20 protein-coding genes are annotated in these 21,236 nt (G+C 67.9%); 15 read left to right on the top strand and 5 right to left on the bottom strand.

The genetic code is table 11. The annotated features are described in order from the left end of the window. Nucleotides 1-14: 14 nt before the first annotated feature. From rnr to egtB, 4 genes are all read left to right on the top strand, one after another. The gene (rnr, locus tag AL072_RS07875; RefSeq protein WP_045580799.1) at nucleotides 15-2,186 is read left to right on the top strand and encodes a ribonuclease R; all 2,172 of its coding nucleotides are present in this window, start codon (nucleotides 15-17) and stop codon (nucleotides 2,184-2,186) included. Between the two features lie 317 nt (nucleotides 2,187-2,503). After that, nucleotides 2,504-4,120 carry a S41 family peptidase gene (locus AL072_RS07870; RefSeq protein ID WP_045582397.1) on the top strand — a complete coding sequence of 539 codons (1,617 nt, stop codon included), beginning with the start codon at nucleotides 2,504-2,506 and terminating at the stop codon, nucleotides 4,118-4,120. A gap of 160 nt (nucleotides 4,121-4,280) precedes the next feature. Beyond that, the gene (gene rpmG, locus AL072_RS07865; RefSeq protein WP_012974790.1) at nucleotides 4,281-4,448 is read left to right on the top strand and encodes a 50S ribosomal protein L33; all 168 of its coding nucleotides are present in this window, start codon (nucleotides 4,281-4,283) and stop codon (nucleotides 4,446-4,448) included. A 212-nt stretch (nucleotides 4,449-4,660) separates the two neighbouring features. Next, nucleotides 4,661-5,992, top strand: coding sequence for an ergothioneine biosynthesis protein EgtB (gene egtB / locus AL072_RS07860; protein ID WP_052709906.1), 1,332 nt, complete (start codon nucleotides 4,661-4,663; stop codon nucleotides 5,990-5,992). Here the strand turns inward: egtB and AL072_RS07855 are convergent. Continuing rightward, complete coding sequence (locus AL072_RS07855) at nucleotides 5,989-7,380, bottom strand: PAS domain-containing protein (protein ID WP_045580800.1); 1,392 nt, start codon at nucleotides 7,378-7,380, stop codon at nucleotides 5,989-5,991. The genes egtB and AL072_RS07855 overlap by 4 nt on opposite strands. A gap of 400 nt (nucleotides 7,381-7,780) precedes the next feature. Between AL072_RS07855 and AL072_RS07850 the strand changes: the two genes are divergently transcribed. From AL072_RS07850 to leuA, 4 genes are all read left to right on the top strand, one after another. After that, nucleotides 7,781-8,230: a pilus assembly protein TadG-related protein gene (locus AL072_RS07850; RefSeq protein ID WP_045580801.1), complete on the top strand. Its 450-nt coding sequence runs from the start codon at nucleotides 7,781-7,783 to the stop codon at nucleotides 8,228-8,230. Nucleotides 8,231-8,352: 122 nt separating this feature from the next. Beyond that, nucleotides 8,353-8,733 (top strand): CidA/LrgA family protein, encoded by a 381-nt coding sequence (locus AL072_RS07845; protein WP_045580802.1) that lies wholly within the window; start codon nucleotides 8,353-8,355, stop codon nucleotides 8,731-8,733. After that, a complete protein-coding gene (locus tag AL072_RS07840) occupies nucleotides 8,730-9,452 on the top strand; it encodes an LrgB family protein (RefSeq protein WP_045580803.1) in 723 nt (240 codons plus the stop codon). The genes AL072_RS07845 and AL072_RS07840 overlap by 4 nt, the downstream gene beginning before the upstream one ends. 425 nt (nucleotides 9,453-9,877) lie before the next feature. Beyond that, nucleotides 9,878-11,617 (top strand): 2-isopropylmalate synthase, encoded by a 1,740-nt coding sequence (leuA, locus tag AL072_RS07835; RefSeq protein ID WP_082108827.1) that lies wholly within the window; start codon nucleotides 9,878-9,880, stop codon nucleotides 11,615-11,617. Between the two features lie 59 nt (nucleotides 11,618-11,676). Here leuA and AL072_RS07830 read toward each other — a convergent pair whose 3' ends face one another. Further along, nucleotides 11,677-13,308, bottom strand: coding sequence for a methyl-accepting chemotaxis protein (locus AL072_RS07830; protein WP_158511048.1), 1,632 nt, complete (start codon nucleotides 13,306-13,308; stop codon nucleotides 11,677-11,679). Nucleotides 13,309-13,387: 79 nt separating this feature from the next. Next, nucleotides 13,388-13,849 carry a cache domain-containing protein gene (locus tag AL072_RS07825; protein WP_045580804.1) on the bottom strand — a complete coding sequence of 154 codons (462 nt, stop codon included), beginning with the start codon at nucleotides 13,847-13,849 and terminating at the stop codon, nucleotides 13,388-13,390. A 238-nt stretch (nucleotides 13,850-14,087) separates the two neighbouring features. On the opposite strand from AL072_RS07825, the gene rfaD reads away from it, so the two are divergent. The 5 genes from rfaD (at nucleotide 14,088) to AL072_RS07800 (ending at nucleotide 19,110) form a co-directional block, all read left to right on the top strand. Next, entirely contained in the window at nucleotides 14,088-15,074 is a 987-nt protein-coding gene (gene rfaD / locus AL072_RS07820) for an ADP-glyceromanno-heptose 6-epimerase (protein WP_060721697.1), read from the top strand. Between the two features lie 11 nt (nucleotides 15,075-15,085). Beyond that, entirely contained in the window at nucleotides 15,086-15,907 is an 822-nt protein-coding gene (gene lgt / locus AL072_RS07815) for a prolipoprotein diacylglyceryl transferase (protein ID WP_045580805.1), read from the top strand. 4 nt (nucleotides 15,908-15,911) lie between these two features. Further along, a complete protein-coding gene (locus AL072_RS07810; RefSeq protein ID WP_045580806.1) occupies nucleotides 15,912-17,048 on the top strand; it encodes a class I SAM-dependent methyltransferase in 1,137 nt (378 codons plus the stop codon). 155 nt (nucleotides 17,049-17,203) lie between these two features. After that, a complete protein-coding gene (gene pgeF / locus AL072_RS07805) occupies nucleotides 17,204-17,971 on the top strand; it encodes a peptidoglycan editing factor PgeF (RefSeq protein WP_045580807.1) in 768 nt (255 codons plus the stop codon). A 203-nt stretch (nucleotides 17,972-18,174) separates the two neighbouring features. Beyond that, the gene (locus AL072_RS07800) at nucleotides 18,175-19,110 is read left to right on the top strand and encodes a ribose-phosphate pyrophosphokinase (protein WP_045580808.1); all 936 of its coding nucleotides are present in this window, start codon (nucleotides 18,175-18,177) and stop codon (nucleotides 19,108-19,110) included. Between the two features lie 65 nt (nucleotides 19,111-19,175). Here the strand turns inward: AL072_RS07800 and AL072_RS07795 are convergent, their stop codons facing one another. Continuing rightward, a complete protein-coding gene (locus AL072_RS07795) occupies nucleotides 19,176-19,376 on the bottom strand; it encodes a helix-turn-helix domain-containing protein (RefSeq protein WP_045580809.1) in 201 nt (66 codons plus the stop codon). A gap of 93 nt (nucleotides 19,377-19,469) precedes the next feature. On the opposite strand from AL072_RS07795, the gene AL072_RS07790 reads away from it, so the two are divergent. Further along, nucleotides 19,470-20,144: an XRE family transcriptional regulator gene (locus AL072_RS07790; RefSeq protein WP_045580810.1), complete on the top strand. Its 675-nt coding sequence runs from the start codon at nucleotides 19,470-19,472 to the stop codon at nucleotides 20,142-20,144. Nucleotides 20,145-20,265: 121 nt separating this feature from the next. Continuing rightward, nucleotides 20,266-20,541, top strand: coding sequence for a hypothetical protein (locus AL072_RS07785; RefSeq protein ID WP_045580811.1), 276 nt, complete (start codon nucleotides 20,266-20,268; stop codon nucleotides 20,539-20,541). A gap of 7 nt (nucleotides 20,542-20,548) precedes the next feature. Here the strand turns inward: AL072_RS07785 and AL072_RS07780 are convergent, their stop codons facing one another. Continuing rightward, the gene (locus tag AL072_RS07780) at nucleotides 20,549-20,938 is read right to left on the bottom strand and encodes a carboxymuconolactone decarboxylase family protein (RefSeq protein WP_045580812.1); all 390 of its coding nucleotides are present in this window, start codon (nucleotides 20,936-20,938) and stop codon (nucleotides 20,549-20,551) included. Between the last annotated feature and the right edge of the window lie 298 nt (nucleotides 20,939-21,236).

Here is a 21,236-nt window from a genome sequence, read left to right as displayed (position 1 = left end):
GGACCCCCCGCCCCGTGACCGACAGCCGTTTCCCCAGCAAGGACGCCATCCTCGCCTTCATCCGGTCCAGCACCACCCCGGTCGGCAAGCGCGAGATCGCCCGCGCCTTCAAGCTGTCCGGCTCGGCCGACCGCGAGATGCTGAAGGATCTGCTGCGCGATCTGGAGGCCGACGGCACGGTGGAGCGCGGGCGCAACAAGCGCGTCGCCCCGCCGCAATCCCTGCCGGCCGTCGCCGTGCTGCTGGTCACCGGCGCCGATGCCGACGGCGAGCTGTCGGCCCGCCCGCTGACCTGGACCGGCGAGGGCAACCCGCCGCGCATCTTCCTGCTGCCCGAGCGCAGGAGCCGCGGCGAGGACAGGCCGCCCACCGTCGGCGACACGCTGCTGGCGAAGCTCGCCCGCATCAACGACCGTCTCTATGAGGCCCGCGTCATCCGCCGCATCGGCAGCGGGGACGGTGGCGAGCGCGAGGGCCGCATCCTCGGCGTCTACCGGCCGAGCGCCGAAGGAGGGCGCCTCCAGCCGACCGACCGCCGCCACAAGACCGAATTCCTGGTTCTGCCGCCCAACCGCGGCGAAGCGGAGCCCGGCGACCTCGTCTTCGCCGACATCCTGCCGGCCGGGCGCGCCGGCCAGCCGCAGGCTCGCGTGGTGGAGCGGCTGGGCTCCACCAAAGAGCCGCGCGCCTTCAGCCTGATCGCCATCCATGCCCATGGCCTGCCCACCGTCTTCCCCCACGCAGCGTTGCGCGAAGCGGAACTGGCGGCGGTGCCGGCGCTGATGCAACGCGAGGATCTGCGCGACATCCCGCTGGTCACCATCGACGGGGCCGATGCCCGCGATTTCGACGATGCAGTGTGGGCCGAGCCCGACAGCGATCCGGAGAACCCGGAGGGCTGGCACCTGATCGTCGCCATCGCCGACGTGTCCTATTATGTGCGGCCCGGATCGGCACTCGACCGGGCGGCGTACGAGCGCGGCAACTCGGTGTATTTCCCCGACCGCGTCGTGCCGATGCTGCCGGAGGCGCTGTCGAACGGGCTTTGTTCGCTGCGGCCGGGGGAGGATCGCGCCTGCCTCGCCTTCCACCTGTGGATCGGCCGCAACGGTGTGCTGATCCGGCATCGGCTGGTCCGTGGCCTGATGCGGTCGGTGGCACGGCTGACCTATGACCAGGTGCAGGCGTGCCACGACGGGCGGCCCGACGAGGAGACGGCGCCGCTGGCCGGCAGCGTGATCGCCCCGCTGTTCGCCGCCTATGCCCGGATGGCCGGCGCGCGCGCCAAGCGCGGCACGCTGGAACTGGACCTGCCCGAACGCCGGGTGCGGATCGACGGGCGCGGCCGGGTCGCCGAGATCGCGGTGCGCGAACGCCACGACAGCCATCGGCTGATCGAGGAGTTCATGATCGCCGCCAACGTCGCGGCCGCCGAGGTGCTGGAGGGGCGCAGCATGCCCGGCCTCTACCGCATCCACGACCGCCCCTCGATGGACAAGATGGAGGCGTTGCGCGGCTTCCTCGCCGGCATCGGCCAGCCGCTGGGCAAGAGCGCCGACCTGACGCCCGACCAGTTCACCCGCATCCTGCGCAAGGTGGCGGGCACGTCGCATGCGACGCTGGTCAGCGAGGTCATCCTGCGCGCCCAGGCCCAGGCCGCCTACAGCCCCGACAATATCGGGCATTTCGGGCTCGCGCTGCACCGCTACGCCCATTTCACCTCGCCGATCCGCCGCTATGCCGACCTGATCGTCCATCGGGCGCTGATCCGCACGCTGGGGCTGGGGGTCGGCGGGTTGGACGACGAGACGCTTGGCCGGCTGGCGGAGGTCGGGGAGCATCTGTCCCGGACCGAGCGCCGCGCCGCAACGGCGGAACGCGATGCGGTGGACCGCTACACCGCCGCCTTCCTCGCCGACCGGGTGGGGGAGCGGTTCGGCGGCCGCATCTCCGGCGTCAGCCGCTTCGGCCTGTTCGTCCGGCTGGACGAGAGCGGAGCCGACGGGCTGATCCCGGTCAGCACCTTGCCCGACGACAGGTACGACCATGACGAAGCCGCACATACGCTGACCGGCCAGCGTACGGGCCGGACGTACCGCCTCGGCAGCCCGGTAGGGATCGTACTGGTGGAGGCGGATCCGATCAGCGGCAGCACGCTGTTCCGGCTCGCCGACTCGAACGGCTAAGCGGTAACCATCCGATACCGTGGCGCCACGGCAACGCTTGGGCACTGTGGCGGTTTCGTGGCCGCGCCTGGGGTTTGCCACAGTCCCACCATACAAGCGTGGCCTTGGCGCCACAGGGCGGGACATTTCACGATATTGCGAAATCCTCCGCAATTTTGTCCCGCCCGCCCTCCTGAACGAAGGTGTATCTATCACCCATCCGGGATCGGGAACATCCTCCTCCGATCCGGTTGCAGGAAAGGGAGGCCGCGGTTAGCCCCATGGCCAAGTGCGATCACACCGTGCCCTCGCGCGTATCGCCGCTTCGGATCCCCGCCATGTCGAGCTTGGCGCAGCGCCTGCGCCAATCGCTCAAATGTCCGGCATTCCGGCATTCGGCCCTCCTTCCCGCCGCCGCCCTGCTTGCCCTCACCGCCACAACCGCCCTCCATGCCGCCCCGTCCCGGGCCGCGGGCGGAGCCGCGCCGGGCGCCGCCTCCGAATCCATCAGCGAGCAGGTCTTCGCCGTCGGCTTCGGCAAGATCGCCGAGGTCTATCTGGAGGCGGTGTCCTTCGACCGGCTGGGCATGGACGGGCTGAAGGGACTGACATCCGTCGATCCAGCCGTGACGGTGGAGCGCACCGGCAGCATCGTACGTCTGTACGTGTCGGGCTCGCTCGCGGCGGAGTACGGCGTCGCCTCGGCAGGTGATGCCAGCGGCTGGGCCACTCTGACCACCCGCGTCATCGACCGCGCCCGCAGCCATTCCCCGGCGCTGTCCAAGGCGACGTCGGAACGGCTCTACCAAGTGGTGTTCGACGGAGTCACCGCAGACCTCGACGGCTATTCCCGCTATACAGGCGTTCAGCGTGCGACCAACGAGCGGGCGCAACGCGAGGGTTATGGCGGCGTCGGCCTCTCGCTGGACAGCGGCACGAACGGCCGCGTCACCGTGCATGACGTCACGCCGCACAGCCCGGCCGAACGCGTCGGCATCCTCGACGGCGACCAATTGCTTGCGATCGACGGCGAGCTGACGAGCCGGATGACCGGGACGGACATGCGCGACCGGCTGCGCGGCCCGACGGGCACCCTCGTCACGCTGACGGTCGCACGCGACGGCACCCCCCCTCGGCGCCTGCCGCTGCGACGCGAGCGGGTCGTGCCCAACACCATCTCCTATTCGCTGTCCGGCGACGTCGGGCTCGTAAAGCTGGACCGCTTCAACGCCACCACGGCATCCAGCCTGCGGACTGCGGTGACCACCATCCGCCAGACCGCCGGCCCGACCCTGCGCGGGATGGTGCTGGATCTGCGCGGCAATCCTGGCGGTCTGCTCGACCAGGCGGTTTCGGTGGCCGACCTGTTCATGCGCCGGGGCCGGATCATCTCCACCGAAGGGCGAAACCCCGAAAGCCGCCAGCGCTTCGACGCCAATCCCGACGACCTGCTCGACGGGCTGCCGCTGGTGGTGCTGGTCGACGGCCGCTCCGCCTCCTCCGCCGAGGTGGTGGCGTCGGCGTTGCAGGACTCGGGCCGCGCGGTGGTGGTGGGGGCGTCCAGCTACGGCAAGGGCAGCGTCCAGACGGTGACGCGCCTGCCCAACGACGGCGAGCTGTTCCTAACCTGGAGTCGCATCTACACCCCGGCCGGCTACACACTGCACCGTCAGGGCGTGCAGCCGACCGTCTGCACCAGCCGTGCCGGCCAGACCGATCCGGACATCCTGCTGTCCGACCTGCGCGAGGGGCGGCTGCGCCCGGCGCAGATTGCCAGCTGGCGCTCCAAGGCCGCGGACGACGAACAGGCCTTGAGCCATCTGCGCGAGGCCTGTCCGTGGAAGGAGCATGAGCCCGACCTGGACCTGAAGGTCGCGATGCGGCTTTTGTCGGAGCCGGCGCTGTACCAGCGCGCGGTCGCCATGGCCGTGGTCAACACCGTGGCGGAACGCTGAAACTGAGGGCACCGGGGCATCGGTGGGGCATCCGCCGATTTGACCGCAGTCCGACCGTCCATAGGGCTTGACATCGCGGCGTCAGACGGTATGTTCCGCCGCTACGACGCCGCCCCCGCCGGGCCGGCGGGGCACGGATTTTTTTGTCGGGATCGAGATCATGGCCAAGCAGAACACCGTCCTCATCAAGCTGGTGAGCACGGCTGACACCGGTTTCTTCTACGTGAAGAAGAAGAACCCGAAGAAGACCACCGAGAAGCTGTCGTTCCGCAAGTACGACCCGGTGGCGCGCAAGCACGTCGAGTTCAAGGAAGCCAAGATCAAGTAAGGCTTGGCCGACACTGAGCTGTGCTTCGAATGAACAAGGCCGCCTTCCTGGCGGCCTTTTCGTTTTGGTCTTTTCGCTTTTCGGCCTTTGCAAGTGCGGCATCCGGCCGCTCCCGCTAATTGCGGTGACGGTCGCACCACGGATGCATGCATTCCAATCGGTCCGTTCCAGGTGGACACTCTCCGGAAGACGTCGTTCCAGAGGGACCGCCCGTGCCCGACACACATCCGATTCCACTTTCCGGCCCGTTTCCCAGCCCGGGGCCTGACGCATCGACCGGCGACCGCCGCCAGGCGCTGGCGACCCGGTTCCAGAAGGCGCGCGCCCGCACGGCGGAACTGGTCGCCACCCTGACGCCGGAAGACCTGATGGTCCAGACGGTGCCGGACGGCGCCCCGGCGAAATGGCACCTCGCCCATACCAGCTGGCTGTTCGAGGTGGCGGTGCTGATTCCCTTCAGCCCAGGCTATCGCCCCTGCGACCCTGCCTTCCTCGACCTGTTCGGGACGCGCGGCGACCTGCATCCCGCACCACCCCGCATAGTGTCGCGTCCCGGCGCCGCCGAGATCATGCGCCACCGCGATCAGATCAACGCCGCGGTGCTGCACCTGATCGACCAGATCGATGACGGGTTGTGGGACGAGGCCGAATCGGCGCTGGCAATGACCATCGCCCACGAGCGCCGCCATCAGGAGCGCATGCTGTTGCACATCAAGCACGCGTTCTGGTCCAACCCGCTGCGGCCTGCCTATGAGCCGGTGCCCGACCACCTTCATCTCGGCGCGCCGCCCGACGGCTGGCTGGAGCAACCCGGCGGGCTGGTGGAGGTCGGCCGTCCTGAGCCGCTGCCCGGCTTCGACCATGAGGGGCCGCGTCACCGCGTCTGGCTGGAGCCCTACCGGCTGGCCGCCCGCCCGGTCACCTGCGGCGAGTTCCTGGACTTCATCGAGGCCGGCGGCTACGGCGACCGCAAGCTGTGGCTGTCCGACGGCTGGGAGGTCGCCCGGGCGGAAGGCTGGATGGCACCGCTCTATTGGGAACGCAGCGGCAGCGGATCGGGCGGGGCCTCGGGGTCGGGCTGGCAGATCTTCACCCTCTACGGCATGCAGCCGTTCGATCCCGGCGAACCGGTCTGCCATGTCAGCTGGTACGAGGCCGACGCCTATGCCCGCTGGGCCGGCAAGCGTCTGCCGCTGGAGGCGGAGTGGGAAACCGTGGCAGCATGCTGCGACAGCATGGGAAATCTGCTGGGCTCCGGCCACCGCCACCCGCGCGCCGGAACCTGCCACGGCACCGGCCCCTGGCAGATGTGCGGCGACGTCTGGGAATGGACCGCTGACGCCTTCACCCTCTACCCCGGCTACCGCCGTCCCGACGGCCCGGACGAGGCGGTGAATGGCCGCCTGGCAAGCAACCGCATGGTCCTGCGCGGCGGCAGCTGCCTGACGCCCTTCGACCATGCGGGCCCCTGGACCCGCCATTGCCTGCGTCCCGAAACCCGCCTGTCGATGACGGGATTCAGGCTGGCGGAGGATGGAATCTAGGAGGTCGCCGAGAGCAGGCCCGGCCCATCGCCCGCGATCAATGCACGCGCCTGGCCCTGGGTGACTATGCCCCGCTCGGTGAGACGGGCGAACAGCGCAGCGGCCAGTTCGGCCTGCGCGAGCGCCTCCGCCTGGGGGCCGATGCGCGGGCGGCGCGTCAGGGAGAAGGCATCCGCCAGCCGGTCGAAGGACGCGCCGGCCAGCGTCGGATCGAGCGCCGCCGCCAACCCGCCGATATCGAAGCCCGGCGGCAGGACCGGTTCGGCGACACCGGCCTGGACGGCCGAGCGGCTCAGTGCCGCGAGTGCCGAATCGACGCCGACCCCAACGGCGATGCAATGGTGCAGCGCGTCCCGGATGGCCGGCCAGACTTCGGGAAAATGGCGTTCACCTGCCACCATGGCCGTGTCGATGCCGTGGCGCGCGGTCGCTTCGGCCGGCACCGGATCGACCGGGTCGATCAGCAAGGCCAGCGATACGGTGCGGAAAATGCGCGTTCCGGCAAGACGCACGGTTCCCACCGCGATCACCGGCCCGGAGTCCGGCTCGATGCCGGCGGTCGCCACCCACAGCGCGACGAAGGGTAGTGCGGCCAGCGGCTCCTCGTCGCCCAAGGCAACGGACGGCTGGGCCGGGCGCAGGCCAAGGGTGCGCATGCCGGCGGCGTGACCCAGACCACCATGGCCCAGGCCGCCATGCCCGGCAGCGAAGGCCATGCCGCGTGCAGGAAAGGAAAGGACCACCCCGGCATTCAGGCCGAGATCGGCGATTCGTGCCGGCAGTTCGCCGGCGTCGATCCGGCGCAGCACCGCCGCGACGGGGGTGCCGCTGCCGCGCGCCCGTTCGATGGCGCGGGCCAGATCGTCGCGGAACAGCGATTTGCCGATATCGCTCCCCTCCTCCGACCCCAACAGACGGGCGGCAGCAGGATTCTGCCGCTCCACCCGCCCATGCTCGTCGAGGATCAGCAGAGGCTCTTCCGTCAGCGCCAGCACACCCTGCACCACCCGCTCCCAACGTCCGCCGCCGGGAACACCGCCAAGCGGACCGTCGCCGCCGCGGACCAGCCCAGCCGCCGCGGCAGCCAGACGCGCCACCTCGCCGCCGCGACCGCCGGACCACGGATCCAGATCGACACGGCCCGGTTTCCCCGACAGCCGGTCGGACAGGCGATCGAGATCGCGGAAGTGACGGGACAGCCTGGAAAAGACATACCAGACCGCCAGCAGCCCGACACCGCAACCCACCAGTCCGCGCACCAGAGCGGTACGGTCATCGGCGGCATGCCCACCGGCCGTCAGCTGCATGACCCCCACGCCCAGAAAGACCAGCGCCGCGGCCGCCATCGCCAGACCCGGCATCACCACACGCCACACGCCGCCCTTCATCGGGCCGCCTCCCCATCGTTATGCCCCAAGACTAGCCGGCGGAAGGGAAACGGTGAAGCGAAGCCGGTGATCCGGAGTCCGTCGCGAAAGCCAAGGATCCCTTAACGGAGCAGCCTGTCAGTGCCGATGCCCCACTTTTGTCTTCGCCACGCGGCAATTCGGCGCCCAATTCGCAAATGGAGAACGTGCTTTTCACGTCACGAGCAGGCGCGCGCCCTTTGTTGCCCGCCCTGCGCTTTCAGGCTACCGCCTTTGTATAAAATACATGGAAACTCCCGACCAATCTTTTGCTCTGTCTTTGCTGCATTTCCCGGTTTGCCTGCTTGTCGGATGATGCTAAGAGTCATGCATCCAACGACAACAGTCCTTTTCGCATAGATATTTGCTTGGGAGGCCGGCAATGACTTTGGTCTATCGTCCCCTGCCCTATGGCGGGCACGAAGACCGGCGGACGGGCCGCCACCTGCTGCTGGTGGTCGCCCTGATCCTCGCCATCCCGACCGCGCTCGGCGCAGGCTGCACCGTCGACGCCTTGCGCAGCTATGCGGTCGAAGCGAGGCTGTCACAGGCCGTCGACTCCGCCGCGCTGGCTGGCGGGCGGGTGATGTTCGATTCCCAGCGCGATGGCCATATCAGAAGCTTCTTCGACAAGGCCTTCCCCAACGGCTTCCTCGGGTCGAGCCTGTCGCCGCTGACCATCGCGGAGGATACGGCCGCCGGCACCCTGACGGTCAGCGCCCACGCCACCGTCAACGCCATCTTCCTGCGCCTGTTCGGCAAGAAGGAAGTGACAGTGGAGGCCCAGTCCATCGTCCGCCGCGCCCAGCACGCGCGCAGCAAGCTGCAATAGACAGCCGCAGCTCTCCCCCTCACCCTCGACCTATTCGCGATGCTCGCATTCGCGGAATGCAGCCCGCGGACTTCGCGGCTGCGGTAGAAGGACGCTCAGAGCCCCTTCCACCGGAGTCCGCGATGCTCGGAACCCTGACGCTACTGCTGCTCTGCCAGCTGGCCGGCGAGTTGGTCGCCCGTCTGCTGCACCTGCCGGTTCCCGGCCCCGTCCTGGGGATGCTGCTGCTGTTCGGCGGCCTGTTGCTGCGCGGCGGCGTGCCGGCTGCGGTGCAGGACACGGCGGTAGGGCTTCTGCGCCACCTGTCGCTGCTGTTCGTGCCGGCGGGCGTCGGCGTCATGGTCCATGCCGCCCGGCTGGAAGCGGAGGCGCTGCCCATCGTCGTCGCCCTGTTCGGCAGCACCCTGTTCGGCGTGGCGGTGACGGCGAAGATCATGGCCGCCTTGCTGCGCCGGACCGACGTCGGCCTGAAAGACGAACCGGCGGACGGAGAGCGGCCATGAGCGCCGATCTCCACCAAATCTGGGTCTATCTGTCGGCGTCTCCGCTGGCCGGGCTGACCCTGACCCTGGTCGCCTACCAGATCGGCCTGTGGCTGTTCGAGAAGCTGGGACGGCGGCCGATCCTGAACCCGGTGCTGATCGCCGTCATCCTGCTTGCCGGCGTGCTGACGCTGTCGGGCATCGACTACCGCACCTATTTCGACGGCGCGCAATTCGTCCATTTCCTGCTGGGTCCGGCGACGGTGGCGCTTGCCGTGCCGCTCTACAACCAGTTCGAGGAGGTGCGACGTTCGGCCCTGGCGCTGGTGGTGGCGCTGCTGGTCGGGTCGGCCGCCTCGGCGCTGAGCGCGGTGGCGCTGGTGTGGGCGTTCGGCGGTTCCATGGTGACCGTCCTGTCGATGGCGCCAAAGTCGGTCACCTCGCCCATCGCCATGGGCGTGTCGGAACAGATAGGCGGCCTGCCGTCGCTGACCGCGGTGTTTGTCATCATCACCGGGATCGTCGCCGGCACCTTCGGTACCTGGGTGTTGAACCTCGTCCGGGTGAAGGACTGGCGCGCCCGCGGATTCGGCATGGGGGTGGCGGCGCACGGCATCGGCACCGCCCGCGCCCTCCAGGTCAACGAGGTGGCCGGCGCGTTCGCCGGGCTCGGCATGGGGCTGAACGGGCTGGCCACCGCGCTGCTGCTGCCGACGCTGTATCGTCTGATCTGGGGCTGATCCGGGGCCGATGCGCAGGAGCGATGCAGGCCGTACCGGTTGCGGGGCATGCCGATAATCCGGGAAACGGGAATCCACCCTTGACAGCCTTGCCGCACCTGCGCACAGTGCGACCCATGATCACCATCGACCGCACGAACGCCCTTCTTCGACTTCTCGGCCCGGCGCTTTAAGCGTCCGGGTTTGTCGCGTTCGTCATCCGTCTCCATCGGTCGAAGTGTCTGTTCCATGAGCGATGTCTGCAAAGACGCCGGTATCGGCGTCGCCCGGCCGGGGCCGGGGCTGCGACTTACCGACGGTCGTCGAGCCACATCCGGCGGCTCCGCGGCCGTACTCCTCGCCGGTCCCTCGCCTTTGAAATCCGATCCGACGCCCCGTCCGCGCAGATGACATGCCCGGGGCCGCCACTGGAGCCGAACGACGCCATGAGCACCGCCACCCAGACCAGCACCGCCGCCCAGACCACTGCCCAGACCAGCGCCTCTTCCAACATCCCGGCCCTGCCGAAATCCCCGTCCAAATACGCCGCCTTCCCGCAGGTGCAGCTGACCGATCGCCAATGGCCGTCGCGCACGCTGGACAAGGCGCCGGTCTGGTGCTCGGTCGACCTGCGTGACGGCAACCAGGCGCTGATCGAGCCGATGGGACCGGACCGCAAGCGCGCGATGTTCGACCTGCTGCTGCGCATGGGCTTCAAGGAGATCGAGGTCGGCTTCCCCGCCGCCTCGCAGACCGATTTCGACTTCTGCCGCGAGGTCATCGACGGCAACAAGATCCCAGACGGCGTCACCATCCAGGTGCTGACCCAGGCGCGCGAGGAGCTGATCCGCCGCACCTTCGAGGGCATCAAGGGGGCCAAGCGCGCCATCGTCCATCTGTACAACTCGACCTCCGAACTGCAGCGCCGCGTGGTGTTCGGGCTGGACCGCCAGGGCATCGTCGACATCGCCGTCCAGGGAGCCAAGCTGATCAAGCAGCTGGCCGACCAGACGCCGGAGACGGAGATCGTCCTGCAATATTCGCCGGAGAGCTTCACCGGCACCGAACTGGACTTCGCCGTCGAGATCTGCGAGGCGGTCATGGAAGTCTGGCAGCCGACGCCTGAGCGCAAGATCATCCTGAACCTGCCCTCGACGGTCGAGATGTCGATGCCGAACGTCCACGCGGACCAGATCGAGTGGTTCTGCAAGACGATGAAGAACCGCGAATCGGCGATCATCTCGCTGCACCCGCACAACGACCGCGGCACCGGCGTCGCCGCGGCGGAGCTGGGACTGCTGGCCGGTGCCGACCGCGTCGAGGGCACCCTGTTCGGCAATGGCGAGCGCACCGGCAACGTCGACGTCGTGACGCTGGCGCTGAACATGTTCACCCAGGGCGTCGATCCCGAACTGAACATCGACGACATCAACGAGATCGTCCGCGTGTCGGAATACTGCACGCAGCTGCCGGTCCACCCGCGCCACCCCTATGCCGGTGAACTGGTGTTCACCGCTTTCTCGGGCTCGCACCAGGACGCCATCAACAAGGGCTTGAAGGCGCTGACCAAGTCCAACACCGGCAAGTGGGAGGTTCCGTACCTGCCCATCGACCCGCAGGATCTGGGCCGCAGCTACGAGGCGGTGATCCGCATCAACAGCCAGTCCGGCAAGGGCGGCATCGCCTATGTGCTGGAAAAGGACTACGGCCTGCAGATCCCGCGCCGCCTGCAGATCGAGTTCTCCAAGGTCGTCCAGCGCGTCGCCGACGAGACCGGCAAGGAGCTGTCGCCCGCCGACATCCATGCCGCCTTCAAGACCGAGTATCTGGAAGCCGACAGCCCGCTGGAACTGGTCGAGCATTCGACCGAGCCGCGCGGCCCGAACTCGGGCGCCCGAGTCATGAGCGTGGTGATGCGCCGCAACGGCGAGATCGTCACCACAAAGGGCAAGGGCAACGGCCCGATCGACGCCTTCCTGGACGCCCTGCGCCAGGGCTGCGGCACCGACCTGCATGTCGTCGACTATCGTGAGCATGCCATCGGCGCCGGTGAGGATGCCCAGGCCTGCGCCTATGTCGAGGTCAAGAGCGGCGAGCACACCCTGTTCGGCGTGGGCATCGATGCCGACATCGTCACCGCCAGCCTGCGGGCACTGGTGAGCGCGGCGAACCGGTCGACACGGTAAACTTCCGAAACCGGCACCGGGGAAGGCACCTTCCTTCCCCGGAAAGCCCCGGCAGCAACTCAGGCGCAGCGCACCCCGCTGAGGAAACTGGCGATTTCGCGATCGAGCTGGTCGGCCCGCTGCTGCAAGCTCTCGGCCGCGCCGTTCACCAAACGGGATGCCTGTTCCGTGCGGGTCGCGCCATCCATCACGCCGCCGACCTGGACCGCGATCTCCCCGGTTCCATCCTGCAATTGCCGGATGTTGACGAGGATGTCGCCCGTCATCGCCGTCTGGTTCTCGATGGCGGCAGCAATCTCGCTCGAGTTCCTGCTCATGCCGTCGATGGTTCCCACGATGTCGCGCAGAGCGGCTGCCGCCTCGCCGGTGGCGTTCTGGATCGCCGCCACATGGTCTGCGATCTCCGCCGCCGCCCGGGTCGTCTGGCCGGCAAGCGACTTCACCTCGCCGGCCACCACGGCGAAGCCCTTGCCCGCCTCACCGGCGCGCGCCGCTTCGATGGTCGCGTTCAATGCCAGAAGGTTGGTCTGGCCGGCCACCTCGCCGACCAACCGGATGACCATCCCGATCCGCTCGGCCGCCCTGGTCAACCCCCCGATCAACTCGTCGGTTCGGCGGGCGTCGGCGGCTGCACAACGAGCGATCTCCGCCGATTGAACCACCCGGTTTCCGATCGCACCGATGGATTCGACCAGATGCTCCGCCGCCACCGTCACGCTTCGGGCATTCGCCGCCGCCTGGTCGATCGTCGCGGCCATCCCGGACGTCTGGCTGGTGGTGCGGTCGGCAATCACCGCCATGTCCCGCGATGTCCGGCCCAACTGCCCGACCGCGGAAATGGTTTCGTCGATGACGGTCTTGGATGTGGCATCGAATTGCCGCGAAAGATCGGCGATCTGATCGGCGCGCCGCCGCTGTACCGCACTGCTGGCTTCGCTTTCCGTCATCATGCGCTGGCGATCAGCGACATGCCCTGCCAGAATATGGATCGCGGCGGCGATGCCGCCGATCTCATCCCGCCTTGATGGCAAGGCCGCGTCGACCGCCATGCCGATCCGCCCCCCGGACAACTCCCGCACGACGGCGGCGAGATGGGCGAGCGGCCGGGCGATGTCGCGCTGCGTGAACCGGTAGAGCAGCCAGACAACCACCATCGACAGCAGGATCTGAAGCAGCACGACACCGTATGAGACCGCGATCGACCTTTCGGTCTGCCGCTCCGCCTCCTGCACCAGACCATTGTAGAGCGTTGAAATCTCTGAAACCGCCGTGGCCAGGATGTTGGCCTGCTTCTCCAGCCCGCCCATGAAAGCCAGGGTGGTGGATACGTCGCCATCCAGGATGTCGATCAGATCCGCGCTGCGGGCGGTGTATTTGCCGACCGCCTCGTTCAGGGTGCGGGCCAGCCCCTCGCTGTCGAGGTCGGTCAATCCGGCGGCCAGCGCAGTTCCATTGTCGACGATGCTGCCGCCCGCCTGGACGACCCGCTGCTTCGCCGCCTCGATGCGGTCTTCCGGCAGTTGGACCGACATCTGGGCGACCAGTTCGTACATCAGCTTGCGGTGCACGGCCAACGCCTGGGAAAATTCGGCGGCCCGGCCGGAGCCCGCAATGGCGCGGGCCAGCATGGTGGAAACCTGCCCTTCGACCGCAGACAGGGCGAAGACCTGGACGCCACCCAAAACGGCCACGGCTGCCGCCACAGCCATGAAATAAGCCACAAGCTTTCTCGAAAGCGTCATCGTAGCCACCTTTCGACTTTATTTATTGTTATTGCTTGTAGACTCCGGCGCAAACGATGTTCTCAGCAGCGACTTCACAGTACATCTGCTTTGGTTCGACTTTTTTATTCGTCGGGTTGGTGAATTTGTAATCCTGCCAGAAATTCGGCTTGGAGTTCGCCAGCTCGATTCGTTCCTTCACATAGAGTTTTCCATCGATATCCTGAGCGTCGATCAGATCCTTGCCGATCAATTTCAGGTTGGCACCATGGGCAATACAGCGCCCCGAAAAATCATAGACCACCACATAGAGATCACGGTCGGTGAAGCCGCCATTCTTGTCGTTGAAGGCGGCGAACGCCTTATCCTTGCCGGCCGACTTGAGATGGGCGACCGCCTTGCCCACCATCGCCACCGCCTCATCCTTGGTAGCGAAGGTCTCGGCAGCGGCGGACATGCTTGCCAGCACCAGCAAGGCTGCGGCAACGGACGCAAGAGGGGAGAAATGCATGGTCGCTTTCCTTATGCTAACGGACACCAATCGTTGGTCATGCTCACATCTCTCCCGAGCAGCCGGCCAGCTGGGAGCAACCCTTACAAAGTTCATGCGGCGCATTCTTTCCTGATATTGCGCAAAAACTGCGTTGCCCCGTTGCCCCGGGACGACATGCCCCGACGCTTGCGACCGTCTCCGCCACTGCCTATAAGGGCTGGGACTTCGGGCCGCAGCGGACAGCAGGGACATCGGTATGATCGTGGTCACCGGCGGGGCCGGCTTCATCGGGTCCAACCTTGTCGCGGCGCTGGCTGCGCGCGGCATCACCGACGTGGCGGTCGTCGACCGCTTCCGCGATGGCGAGAAGTGGCAGAACCTCGCCAAGCGCGAGGTCGCGGCCCTGGTGCCGCCCGAACAGACGCTGGCCTTCCTCGACCAGCATGCGGCGGAGATCGACACCGTCTTCCATCTCGGCGCCATCTCCGCCACCACCGAGCGGGACGTCGACAAGATCGTCGCCAACAATGTGGCGCTGACGCTGGACCTGTGGCGCTGGTGTTCCTGGCGCGGCTGCCGGCTGATCTACGCCTCCTCCGCCGCAACCTATGGCGATGGATCGGCCGGTTTCGACGATGACGGATGCTGCGAGGGGCTGGCACGGCTGCGACCGCTGAACGCCTATGGCTGGTCCAAGCATCTGGTCGACCGCCGGATAGCCCGCTCGGTGGCCGGCGGCGACCTGGTGCCGCCGCAATGGGCCGGCCTGAAGTTCTTCAACGTCTACGGTCCCAACGAGGCCCACAAGGGCGACATGATGAGCGTGGTCGCCAAGCTCCACCCGCAGCTGACGGCAGGCGAGCCGGCGCGCCTGTTCAAGTCGCACAAGGACGGTTTCGAGGATGGCGGCCAGTTGCGCGACTTCATCCATGTCGACGACTGTGTCGCCGTGATGCTGTGGCTGCACGACCATCCCGAGGTGAGCGGCCTGTTCAATGTCGGAACCGGCAAGGCGCGCAGCTTCAGGGATCTGGCGCTGGCGACCTTCGCCGCGCTGGGGCTGCCCCCCCGGATTGAGTACTTCGACATGCCCGGGCATTTGCGCGGCAAATACCAATATTTCACGCAGGCGACGACGGATCGCCTGCGCGCCGCCGGATTCGACCAGCCCTTCACCGAGCTGGAAGAGGGTGTCCGGAGCTATGTGCAGGATTTCCTGTCGCAGCCCGACCCGTATCGCTGACCGGAGCCCCCATGTTCGCCGCCCTGCCTGTCGTAGCCTTTCCCACCATCGACCCGGTGGCCTTCGCCGTCGGCCCCGTCATCGTCCGCTGGTACGCGCTGGCCTATCTGGCCGGATTCGTGCTGGGCTGGCGCTATTGCCTGGGGCTGGCACGGCTCGATCCCGACCGGCGTCCCAAGCCGGAGGAATTCGACGATTTCCTGACCTGGGCGGTGATCGGCACCATCCTGGGCGGGCGGCTCGGCTATGTGCTGTTCTACAATCTGCCCTATTATCTGGAAAATCCGCTGGACGCCCTGCAGGTCTGGCATGGGGGCATGTCCTTCCACGGCGGCATGGTCGGCGTGCTGACGGCCATCGGGCTGTTCTGCTGGCGCCGCGGCATCTCGCCCTTCGTCTTCGGCGACATCATCGCGGCCTGCGCCCCCATCGGCCTGTTCTTCGGCCGCATCGCCAACTTCATCAATGGCGAGCTGTATGGCCGGCCGGCGCCGGATTTCGCCTATGCCATGGTGTTCCCGCGCGACCCGCTCCAGGTCCCGCGCCATCCCAGCCAGCTCTACGAAGCGGCGCTGGAAGGGCTGCTGCTGTTCATCCTGCTGGCGGTTGCCATCCGCACGCCGGCGCTGCGCAACCGGCCCGGCACGATCGGCGGGCTGTTCCTGATCGGCTACGGCCTGTCGCGCATCGTCGTGGAGTTCTTCCGAGAGCCCGACCCGCAGCTGGGCTTCCTGTTCGCCGGGGCGACGATGGGTCAGCTGCTGTCGCTGCCGATGGTGGCGATCGGCCTGTGGCTGGTCCTGCGCGGCCGGCGCCACCCCATCCCGGCCTGACGCCATGGCCGGAGAAGAAAGCGCGGGAGACGGAGCACTGGCCCGCCTGCTGGCCCGCCGCATCCTGATCGACGGGCCGCTCAGCGTCGGCGCCTTCATGGCGGAGGCGCTGGGCCATCCGCGCTTCGGCTACTACATGCGCCGGGATCCCTTCGGCAGCGGCGGCGACTTCACCACCGCGCCGGAAATCAGCCAGATGTTCGGCGAGCTGGTCGGGCTGTGGTGCGTCGACAGCTGGGCGCGGCTGGGCGGCCCCGGTCCCTTCCATCTGGTCGAGTTGGGTCCCGGCCGCGGCACGCTGATGGCCGACGCGCTGCGGGCGGCGGCGGTGCTGCCGCTGTTCCGCGACAACGCGACGGTGCATCTGGTGGAGACCAGCCCGGCCATGCGCGAGCGGCAGCGCCAGACCCTGCAGCCCATTCTGGGCGACGCCATCCAGTGGCACGACCGGCTGGAGGATGTGCTCGACGGCCCGACCATCCTGATCGCCAACGAGTTCTTCGACGCCCTGCCGATCCGTCAGGTGCAGAAGACCAATCATGGCTGGTTCGAGCGGCTGGTGGATCTGGAGCCGGACAGCAGCGACTCCGATCCGCGCTTCCGCTTCGTGCTGGAGGCCTTCGGCAGTTCCGGCAGCCGGCTGGTGCCGGACGCCCTGCGCGACGCACCGGAGGGCAGCGTGGTCGAGGTTTCCCCCGCATCACAGGCGGTGGCCCGGACCATCGGCGCCCGGCTGGCGGCGGCGCCCGGCGCGGCGCTGGCCATCGACTACGGCCATGCCGATGGCCCGGCGGTCGGCGACACGCTGCAGGCGCTGCGCCGCCACGCCTTCGCGCCCGTGCTGGAGGCGCCGGGCGAGGCCGACCTGACCGCGCATGTCGATTTCGCCGCCATCGCCGCCGCGGCGAAGCAGGGCGGCGCCCAGTGCTTCGGCCCGGTGGAGCAGGGGGAATGGCTGACCCGCCTGGGCATCCGGCAGAGGGCCGCCGCCCTGGCGGCCAAGGCCAGGCATGATCAGGCGCGGGACATCGGCGGCGCGCTGGACCGCTTGATCGATCCGGCGCAAATGGGCAGGCTGTTCAAGCTGGTCGCACTGGCCACGCCCGGAGCCTTCACCGACGCCCCGCCGGCCGGCTTCTGACCGGCGTGGCCGGGGAGACGGCCCCCGAGGCTGACGAAGCCGGGGTTGGAGACACCGCACCATAACCGCCGCAACAACCAACCGGGCGGACCGTGCATCGCGGCCCCCTGCCCCATCGGGCATCGGGAGCCATTGAACAGGGAAGGACGGCGTTCGTGATCACACTCGGCGCGCTGAACGACATCACCCATATCCGCCACGCCTTTTTCACCCGCACCGGCGGCGTCTCGACCGGACTGTACGATTCGCTGAACTGCGGGCTCGGATCCAACGATTCGCCGGCGGCGGTGCATGAGAACCGCGCCCGCGCCGCTGCCCGGATGGAAGTGCCGCCCGGCCATCTCGTCACCTGCCATCAAATCCACAGCCCGACCTGCGTCGTCGTGGAGGAGCCGTGGACACCGGACACGGCGCCCCGGGCCGACGCCATGGCCACCCGCAATCCGGGCATCGCGCTGGGCATCCTGACCGCGGACTGCGCACCCGTCCTGTTCGCCGACAGCAAGGCGCGGGTGATCGGCGCCGCCCATGCCGGCTGGAAGGGCGCCAAGGCCGGCGTCGTCGAGGCGACCGTCGCCCGCATGGTGGAGCTGGGGGCCAAGCCCGGCCGCATCGTCGCCTGCATCGGTCCCTGCATCGCTCAGCGTTCCTACGAGGTGGGGCCGGAGTTCCCCGCCCCGTTCGAGGAGGAGGACGAGCGCAACCGCGACTATTTCGCCCCGTCCCGCAAGCCCGGCCACTTCCTGTTCGATCTGGCCGCCTTTGTTACCCGGCGCCTCGGCGACTCTGGGGTCACGGTGATCCAGCGCTGCCCCAACGACACGGTGGCCGAGGAGGACCGCTTCTTCAGCTACCGCCGCTCCTGCCTGCGCGGCGAGGCGGATTACGGCCGCGGTCTTTCGGCCATCGTCTTGCAGGGCTGATCCGGCGCGGACGGGCGGGCGGCGGCACCATGGTCATGCCGCCCGCGCAGGGCGGCATTCCCCGATGAGGGAATCCCCGACCGTCATGGAACGTTTACATGCGCACGACCCTTTGTTATGGTCCGCCCCGTTTTCAAGGGCCGGCGGCGCGCAAGCGCGCGGGCGTGCCTTGAGCCGTACCCCTGCAAAGAGAGCCGACCCCGATGAAGGTGCTTGCCGGCAACAGCAACCGTCCGCTGGCCGAGGCGATCTCCACCTGTCTCGGCGTGCCGCTGACGAAAGCGAGCGTCCGCCGTTTCTCCGACATGGAGGTGTTCGTCGAAATCCTGGAGAACGTGCGCGGCGAGGACGTGTTCGTCGTCCAGTCGACGTCGTTCCCGGCCAACGACAACCTGATGGAACTGCTGGTGACGATCGACGCGCTGCGGCGCGGGTCGGCCCGGCGCATCACTGCGGTCCTCCCCTATTACGGCTATGCCCGGCAGGATCGCAAGACCGGTCCGCGCACGCCGATCTCGGCCAAGCTGGTCGCCAACCTGATCACCCAGGCCGGCGCCAACCGCGTGCTGACGATGGACCTGCATGCAGGCCAGATCCAGGGCTTCTTCGACATCCCCACCGACAATTTGATGGCCGCCCCGGTCTTCGAGAAGGACATCCGCCAGTCCTTCGCGGACATCAACGAGGTCACCATCGTGTCGCCGGACGTCGGTGGCGTGGTGCGTGCCCGCGCCTTGGCCAAGCGGCTGGACGTCGACCTCGCCATCATCGACAAGCGGCGCGAGCGCGCCGGCGTGTCGGAGGTGATGAACATCATCGGCGATGCCGATGGTCGCCGCTGCATCCTGCTGGACGACATCGTCGACTCGGGCGGCACGCTGTGCAACGCCGCGGTGGCGCTGATGGAAGCCGGCGCCAAGTCGGTCCACGCCTTCTGCACCCATGGCGTCCTGTCCGGCGGTGCGGTCGCCCGCGTCGCCGTGTCGCCGCTGGAGCAGCTGGTGACCACCGACAGCATCCAGGCGACCGAGGCGGTGCGCGGGTCGCGCAACATCCGCCAGCTGACCATCGCCCCGCTGCTCGCCGAAGCGATCATGCGCATCAGCGAGGAACGGTCGGTGTCGAGCCTGTTCTCGTAAGGGACACGTTTTCCGAAAAAGGCCCTCTCCCGCCGGGAGAGGGCCTTTTTCGTTGGCGGAGCGTCCTACTCCCCTCCCGCCAGCCCGTGGAAGTCGTTCGCAGTCACCTGTCCGCCGGTCACGGCGACGATGCGGACCATCACGGCAGGACGGGGAACCCGGCGGCCATGGCGGTAGCGGTTGACCGTCGCCTGGCTCGTCCCGATCAGGGCGGCGAAGGCCTCTTCCTTGGTTGCGGTGCTGGTGAGCCAGTCGTCGAGCGTCATACCGCAATGGTTTAGACCAAACCGGCTTCTGCTCGCAACTGGATTTATTCCATGGCATTGGACTTTCCAAAGCCGTTTTGGTATGAAAGCCGCATGACCACCATGCGCGAACTGCGGCAGGCCGCCGGACTGAGCCAGGAGAGGCTGGCTGAACTGGCGGGCACCTCCCAGCCCCAGATCAACAAGCTCGAGACCGGCCAGCGCAAGATGACCGTCGACTGGGCGGTCAAGCTCGCCCATCCCCTGGGGGTGGAGCCGGCAGCCCTGCTCGGCCTCGACTTTCCTCCGGTCGGAGCCGCCGGCGGTACGATGCCGCGGCCGTCCCGTGCCACGGCCCCGCCGCTGGTGCGAACACCGGCGACGGCTGCACAGCAGCCCGGAAAATCCGCCTCCATGCCGGTGCGGGCGGCGGCCCGCGGCGGGGTGGATCAGGAGATGTTCCTGGAGGACGGCCCCATCGACTGGATCGTCCGGCCGGATTACCTGAAGAATGCGCGCGATCCCTACGCCATGTACGTGGTGGGCGAATCGATGATGCCACGCTTCCGCCCGGCGCAGTTGCTGCACGTCAACCCGCACAAGCCGCCGGCGCCAGGCGCCGGGGTGGTGGTTGTCAAGCGCAACAAGGCCGTGCTGGTGAAGGAGTTCGTCCGCCGCGGCCCGGAGGCCGTGGTCTTGCGCGAATACAATCCGGCGGACCGCGAATTCGCCGTGCCCCTGGAGGAACTCGACACCCTGCACACCGTCGTCGGGCTGCAGGAACCCTGAGCGGCATACCGTTCCGGTATCAGGTTTTCATGTCAGAATAAGTCCATTATGGATTATTCCTTGTGCATCAGCGGCCCGCCTTTCGTTTCAGCGCGCCGCCCAAGCCAAGGAGACCCCGCCCATGCCCCAGCCCTATCCCCGCTTCCACCCCGGCCCGTCGGGCGGCCGACTCGATGGCTTCAGCGAACGCGGCGCCCGCGAGCTGGCCAACCGCATCCGCTCCGCCTGGGCGCGCATCGGCTGGGACGTCGAGGTCAGGGTCGAACGGATCGCCAGCGAAGAGCTGGGCGACGGGCGCAGCATCGCCCATTTCACCGTCCGCAGCGATCTGGTCAACGGCCTGCCGCAACGGCGCCTGGACCGGTCGGCGCCGGTGCCGCGGGCGCGGGCCGCCTGACAGCACCTCACTTCAGCCGCTCATCCAGCTCCACCTGATAGCCGACGGCGAGCCGGTTGGTCTCGTTGGCCATGCCCACCACCGCCATCAACTCGCCGAACTGGGCATCCGTCATTCCCAGCCGTCGCGCCGCCGCCTCGTGCGAGCGGATGCAGTACTGGCAGTTGTTGGTGACGCTGACCGCGACGAAGACCATCTCCTTCACCAGCGCATCCAGCGCGCCGGGGGCCATGACCTCCTTCAGGCTGTCCCAGGTCCGCGCCAGGGTCGGCGGGTGGTGGGCGATCATCTTCCAGAAATTGTTCACGTCCGGGACATTGCGCGCCGCCTTGATGTCTTCGTAGACGGCGCGCACCTCGGGGCCGGCGTCGGCCTGTTCGATCGGGGTCAACGGCATGGCGGCAAGCCTCCTGAAGGGAATTGGGGATCCGACGATAAGGCCGGACAATGTGCCGCAAGGCAACCATCGGCCTATGCCTGCATCGCATCCATCGGCTGCGTTGACCGCCACCCGTCACACTGGTAAGACCAGGGGCAAGGTCGCGCAAACGTTCGGGCAATGATCGTTCGGGCAGCGATCCGGCCAGAGCCGAAGATCGGCGGACATCCCGCCAAAGGCCCGGCAAAGCCAGGAAAGTCGCCAAGACACGAAATCCATTCGTGAAGCGTTCCCACACGGACCGGTTCCGGCACGC

The sequence above is a fragment of the Azospirillum thiophilum genome (genome assembly GCF_001305595.1).
Lineage (GTDB): Bacteria > Pseudomonadota > Alphaproteobacteria > Azospirillales > Azospirillaceae > Azospirillum > Azospirillum thiophilum.
This window is presented reverse-complemented; position numbering and strand designations above follow the sequence as displayed.

Excerpts from the sequence above, each read along its gene's own strand:
- AL072_RS07870 (WP_045582397.1), top strand. The coding sequence starts at position 2,504 with ATGTCGAGCTTGGCGCAGCGCCTGCGCCAATCGCTCAAATGTCCGGCA.
- rpmG (WP_012974790.1), top strand. The coding sequence starts at position 4,281 with ATGGCCAAGCAGAACACCGTCCTCATCAAGCTGGTGAGCACGGCTGAC.
- AL072_RS07855 (WP_045580800.1), bottom strand. The coding sequence starts at position 7,380 with ATGAAGGGCGGCGTGTGGCGTGTGGTGATGCCGGGTCTGGCGATGGCG.
- AL072_RS07850 (WP_045580801.1), top strand. The coding sequence starts at position 7,781 with ATGACTTTGGTCTATCGTCCCCTGCCCTATGGCGGGCACGAAGACCGG.
- AL072_RS07845 (WP_045580802.1), top strand. The coding sequence starts at position 8,353 with ATGCTCGGAACCCTGACGCTACTGCTGCTCTGCCAGCTGGCCGGCGAG.
- AL072_RS07840 (WP_045580803.1), top strand. The coding sequence starts at position 8,730 with ATGAGCGCCGATCTCCACCAAATCTGGGTCTATCTGTCGGCGTCTCCG.
- leuA (WP_082108827.1), top strand. The coding sequence starts at position 9,878 with ATGAGCACCGCCACCCAGACCAGCACCGCCGCCCAGACCACTGCCCAG.
- AL072_RS07825 (WP_045580804.1), bottom strand. The coding sequence starts at position 13,849 with ATGCATTTCTCCCCTCTTGCGTCCGTTGCCGCAGCCTTGCTGGTGCTG.
- rfaD (WP_060721697.1), top strand. The coding sequence starts at position 14,088 with ATGATCGTGGTCACCGGCGGGGCCGGCTTCATCGGGTCCAACCTTGTC.
- lgt (WP_045580805.1), top strand. The coding sequence starts at position 15,086 with ATGTTCGCCGCCCTGCCTGTCGTAGCCTTTCCCACCATCGACCCGGTG.
- AL072_RS07810 (WP_045580806.1), top strand. The coding sequence starts at position 15,912 with ATGGCCGGAGAAGAAAGCGCGGGAGACGGAGCACTGGCCCGCCTGCTG.
- AL072_RS07800 (WP_045580808.1), top strand. The coding sequence starts at position 18,175 with ATGAAGGTGCTTGCCGGCAACAGCAACCGTCCGCTGGCCGAGGCGATC.
- AL072_RS07795 (WP_045580809.1), bottom strand. The coding sequence starts at position 19,376 with ATGACGCTCGACGACTGGCTCACCAGCACCGCAACCAAGGAAGAGGCC.
- AL072_RS07790 (WP_045580810.1), top strand. The coding sequence starts at position 19,470 with ATGACCACCATGCGCGAACTGCGGCAGGCCGCCGGACTGAGCCAGGAG.
- AL072_RS07785 (WP_045580811.1), top strand. The coding sequence starts at position 20,266 with ATGCCCCAGCCCTATCCCCGCTTCCACCCCGGCCCGTCGGGCGGCCGA.
- AL072_RS07780 (WP_045580812.1), bottom strand. The coding sequence starts at position 20,938 with ATGCCGTTGACCCCGATCGAACAGGCCGACGCCGGCCCCGAGGTGCGC.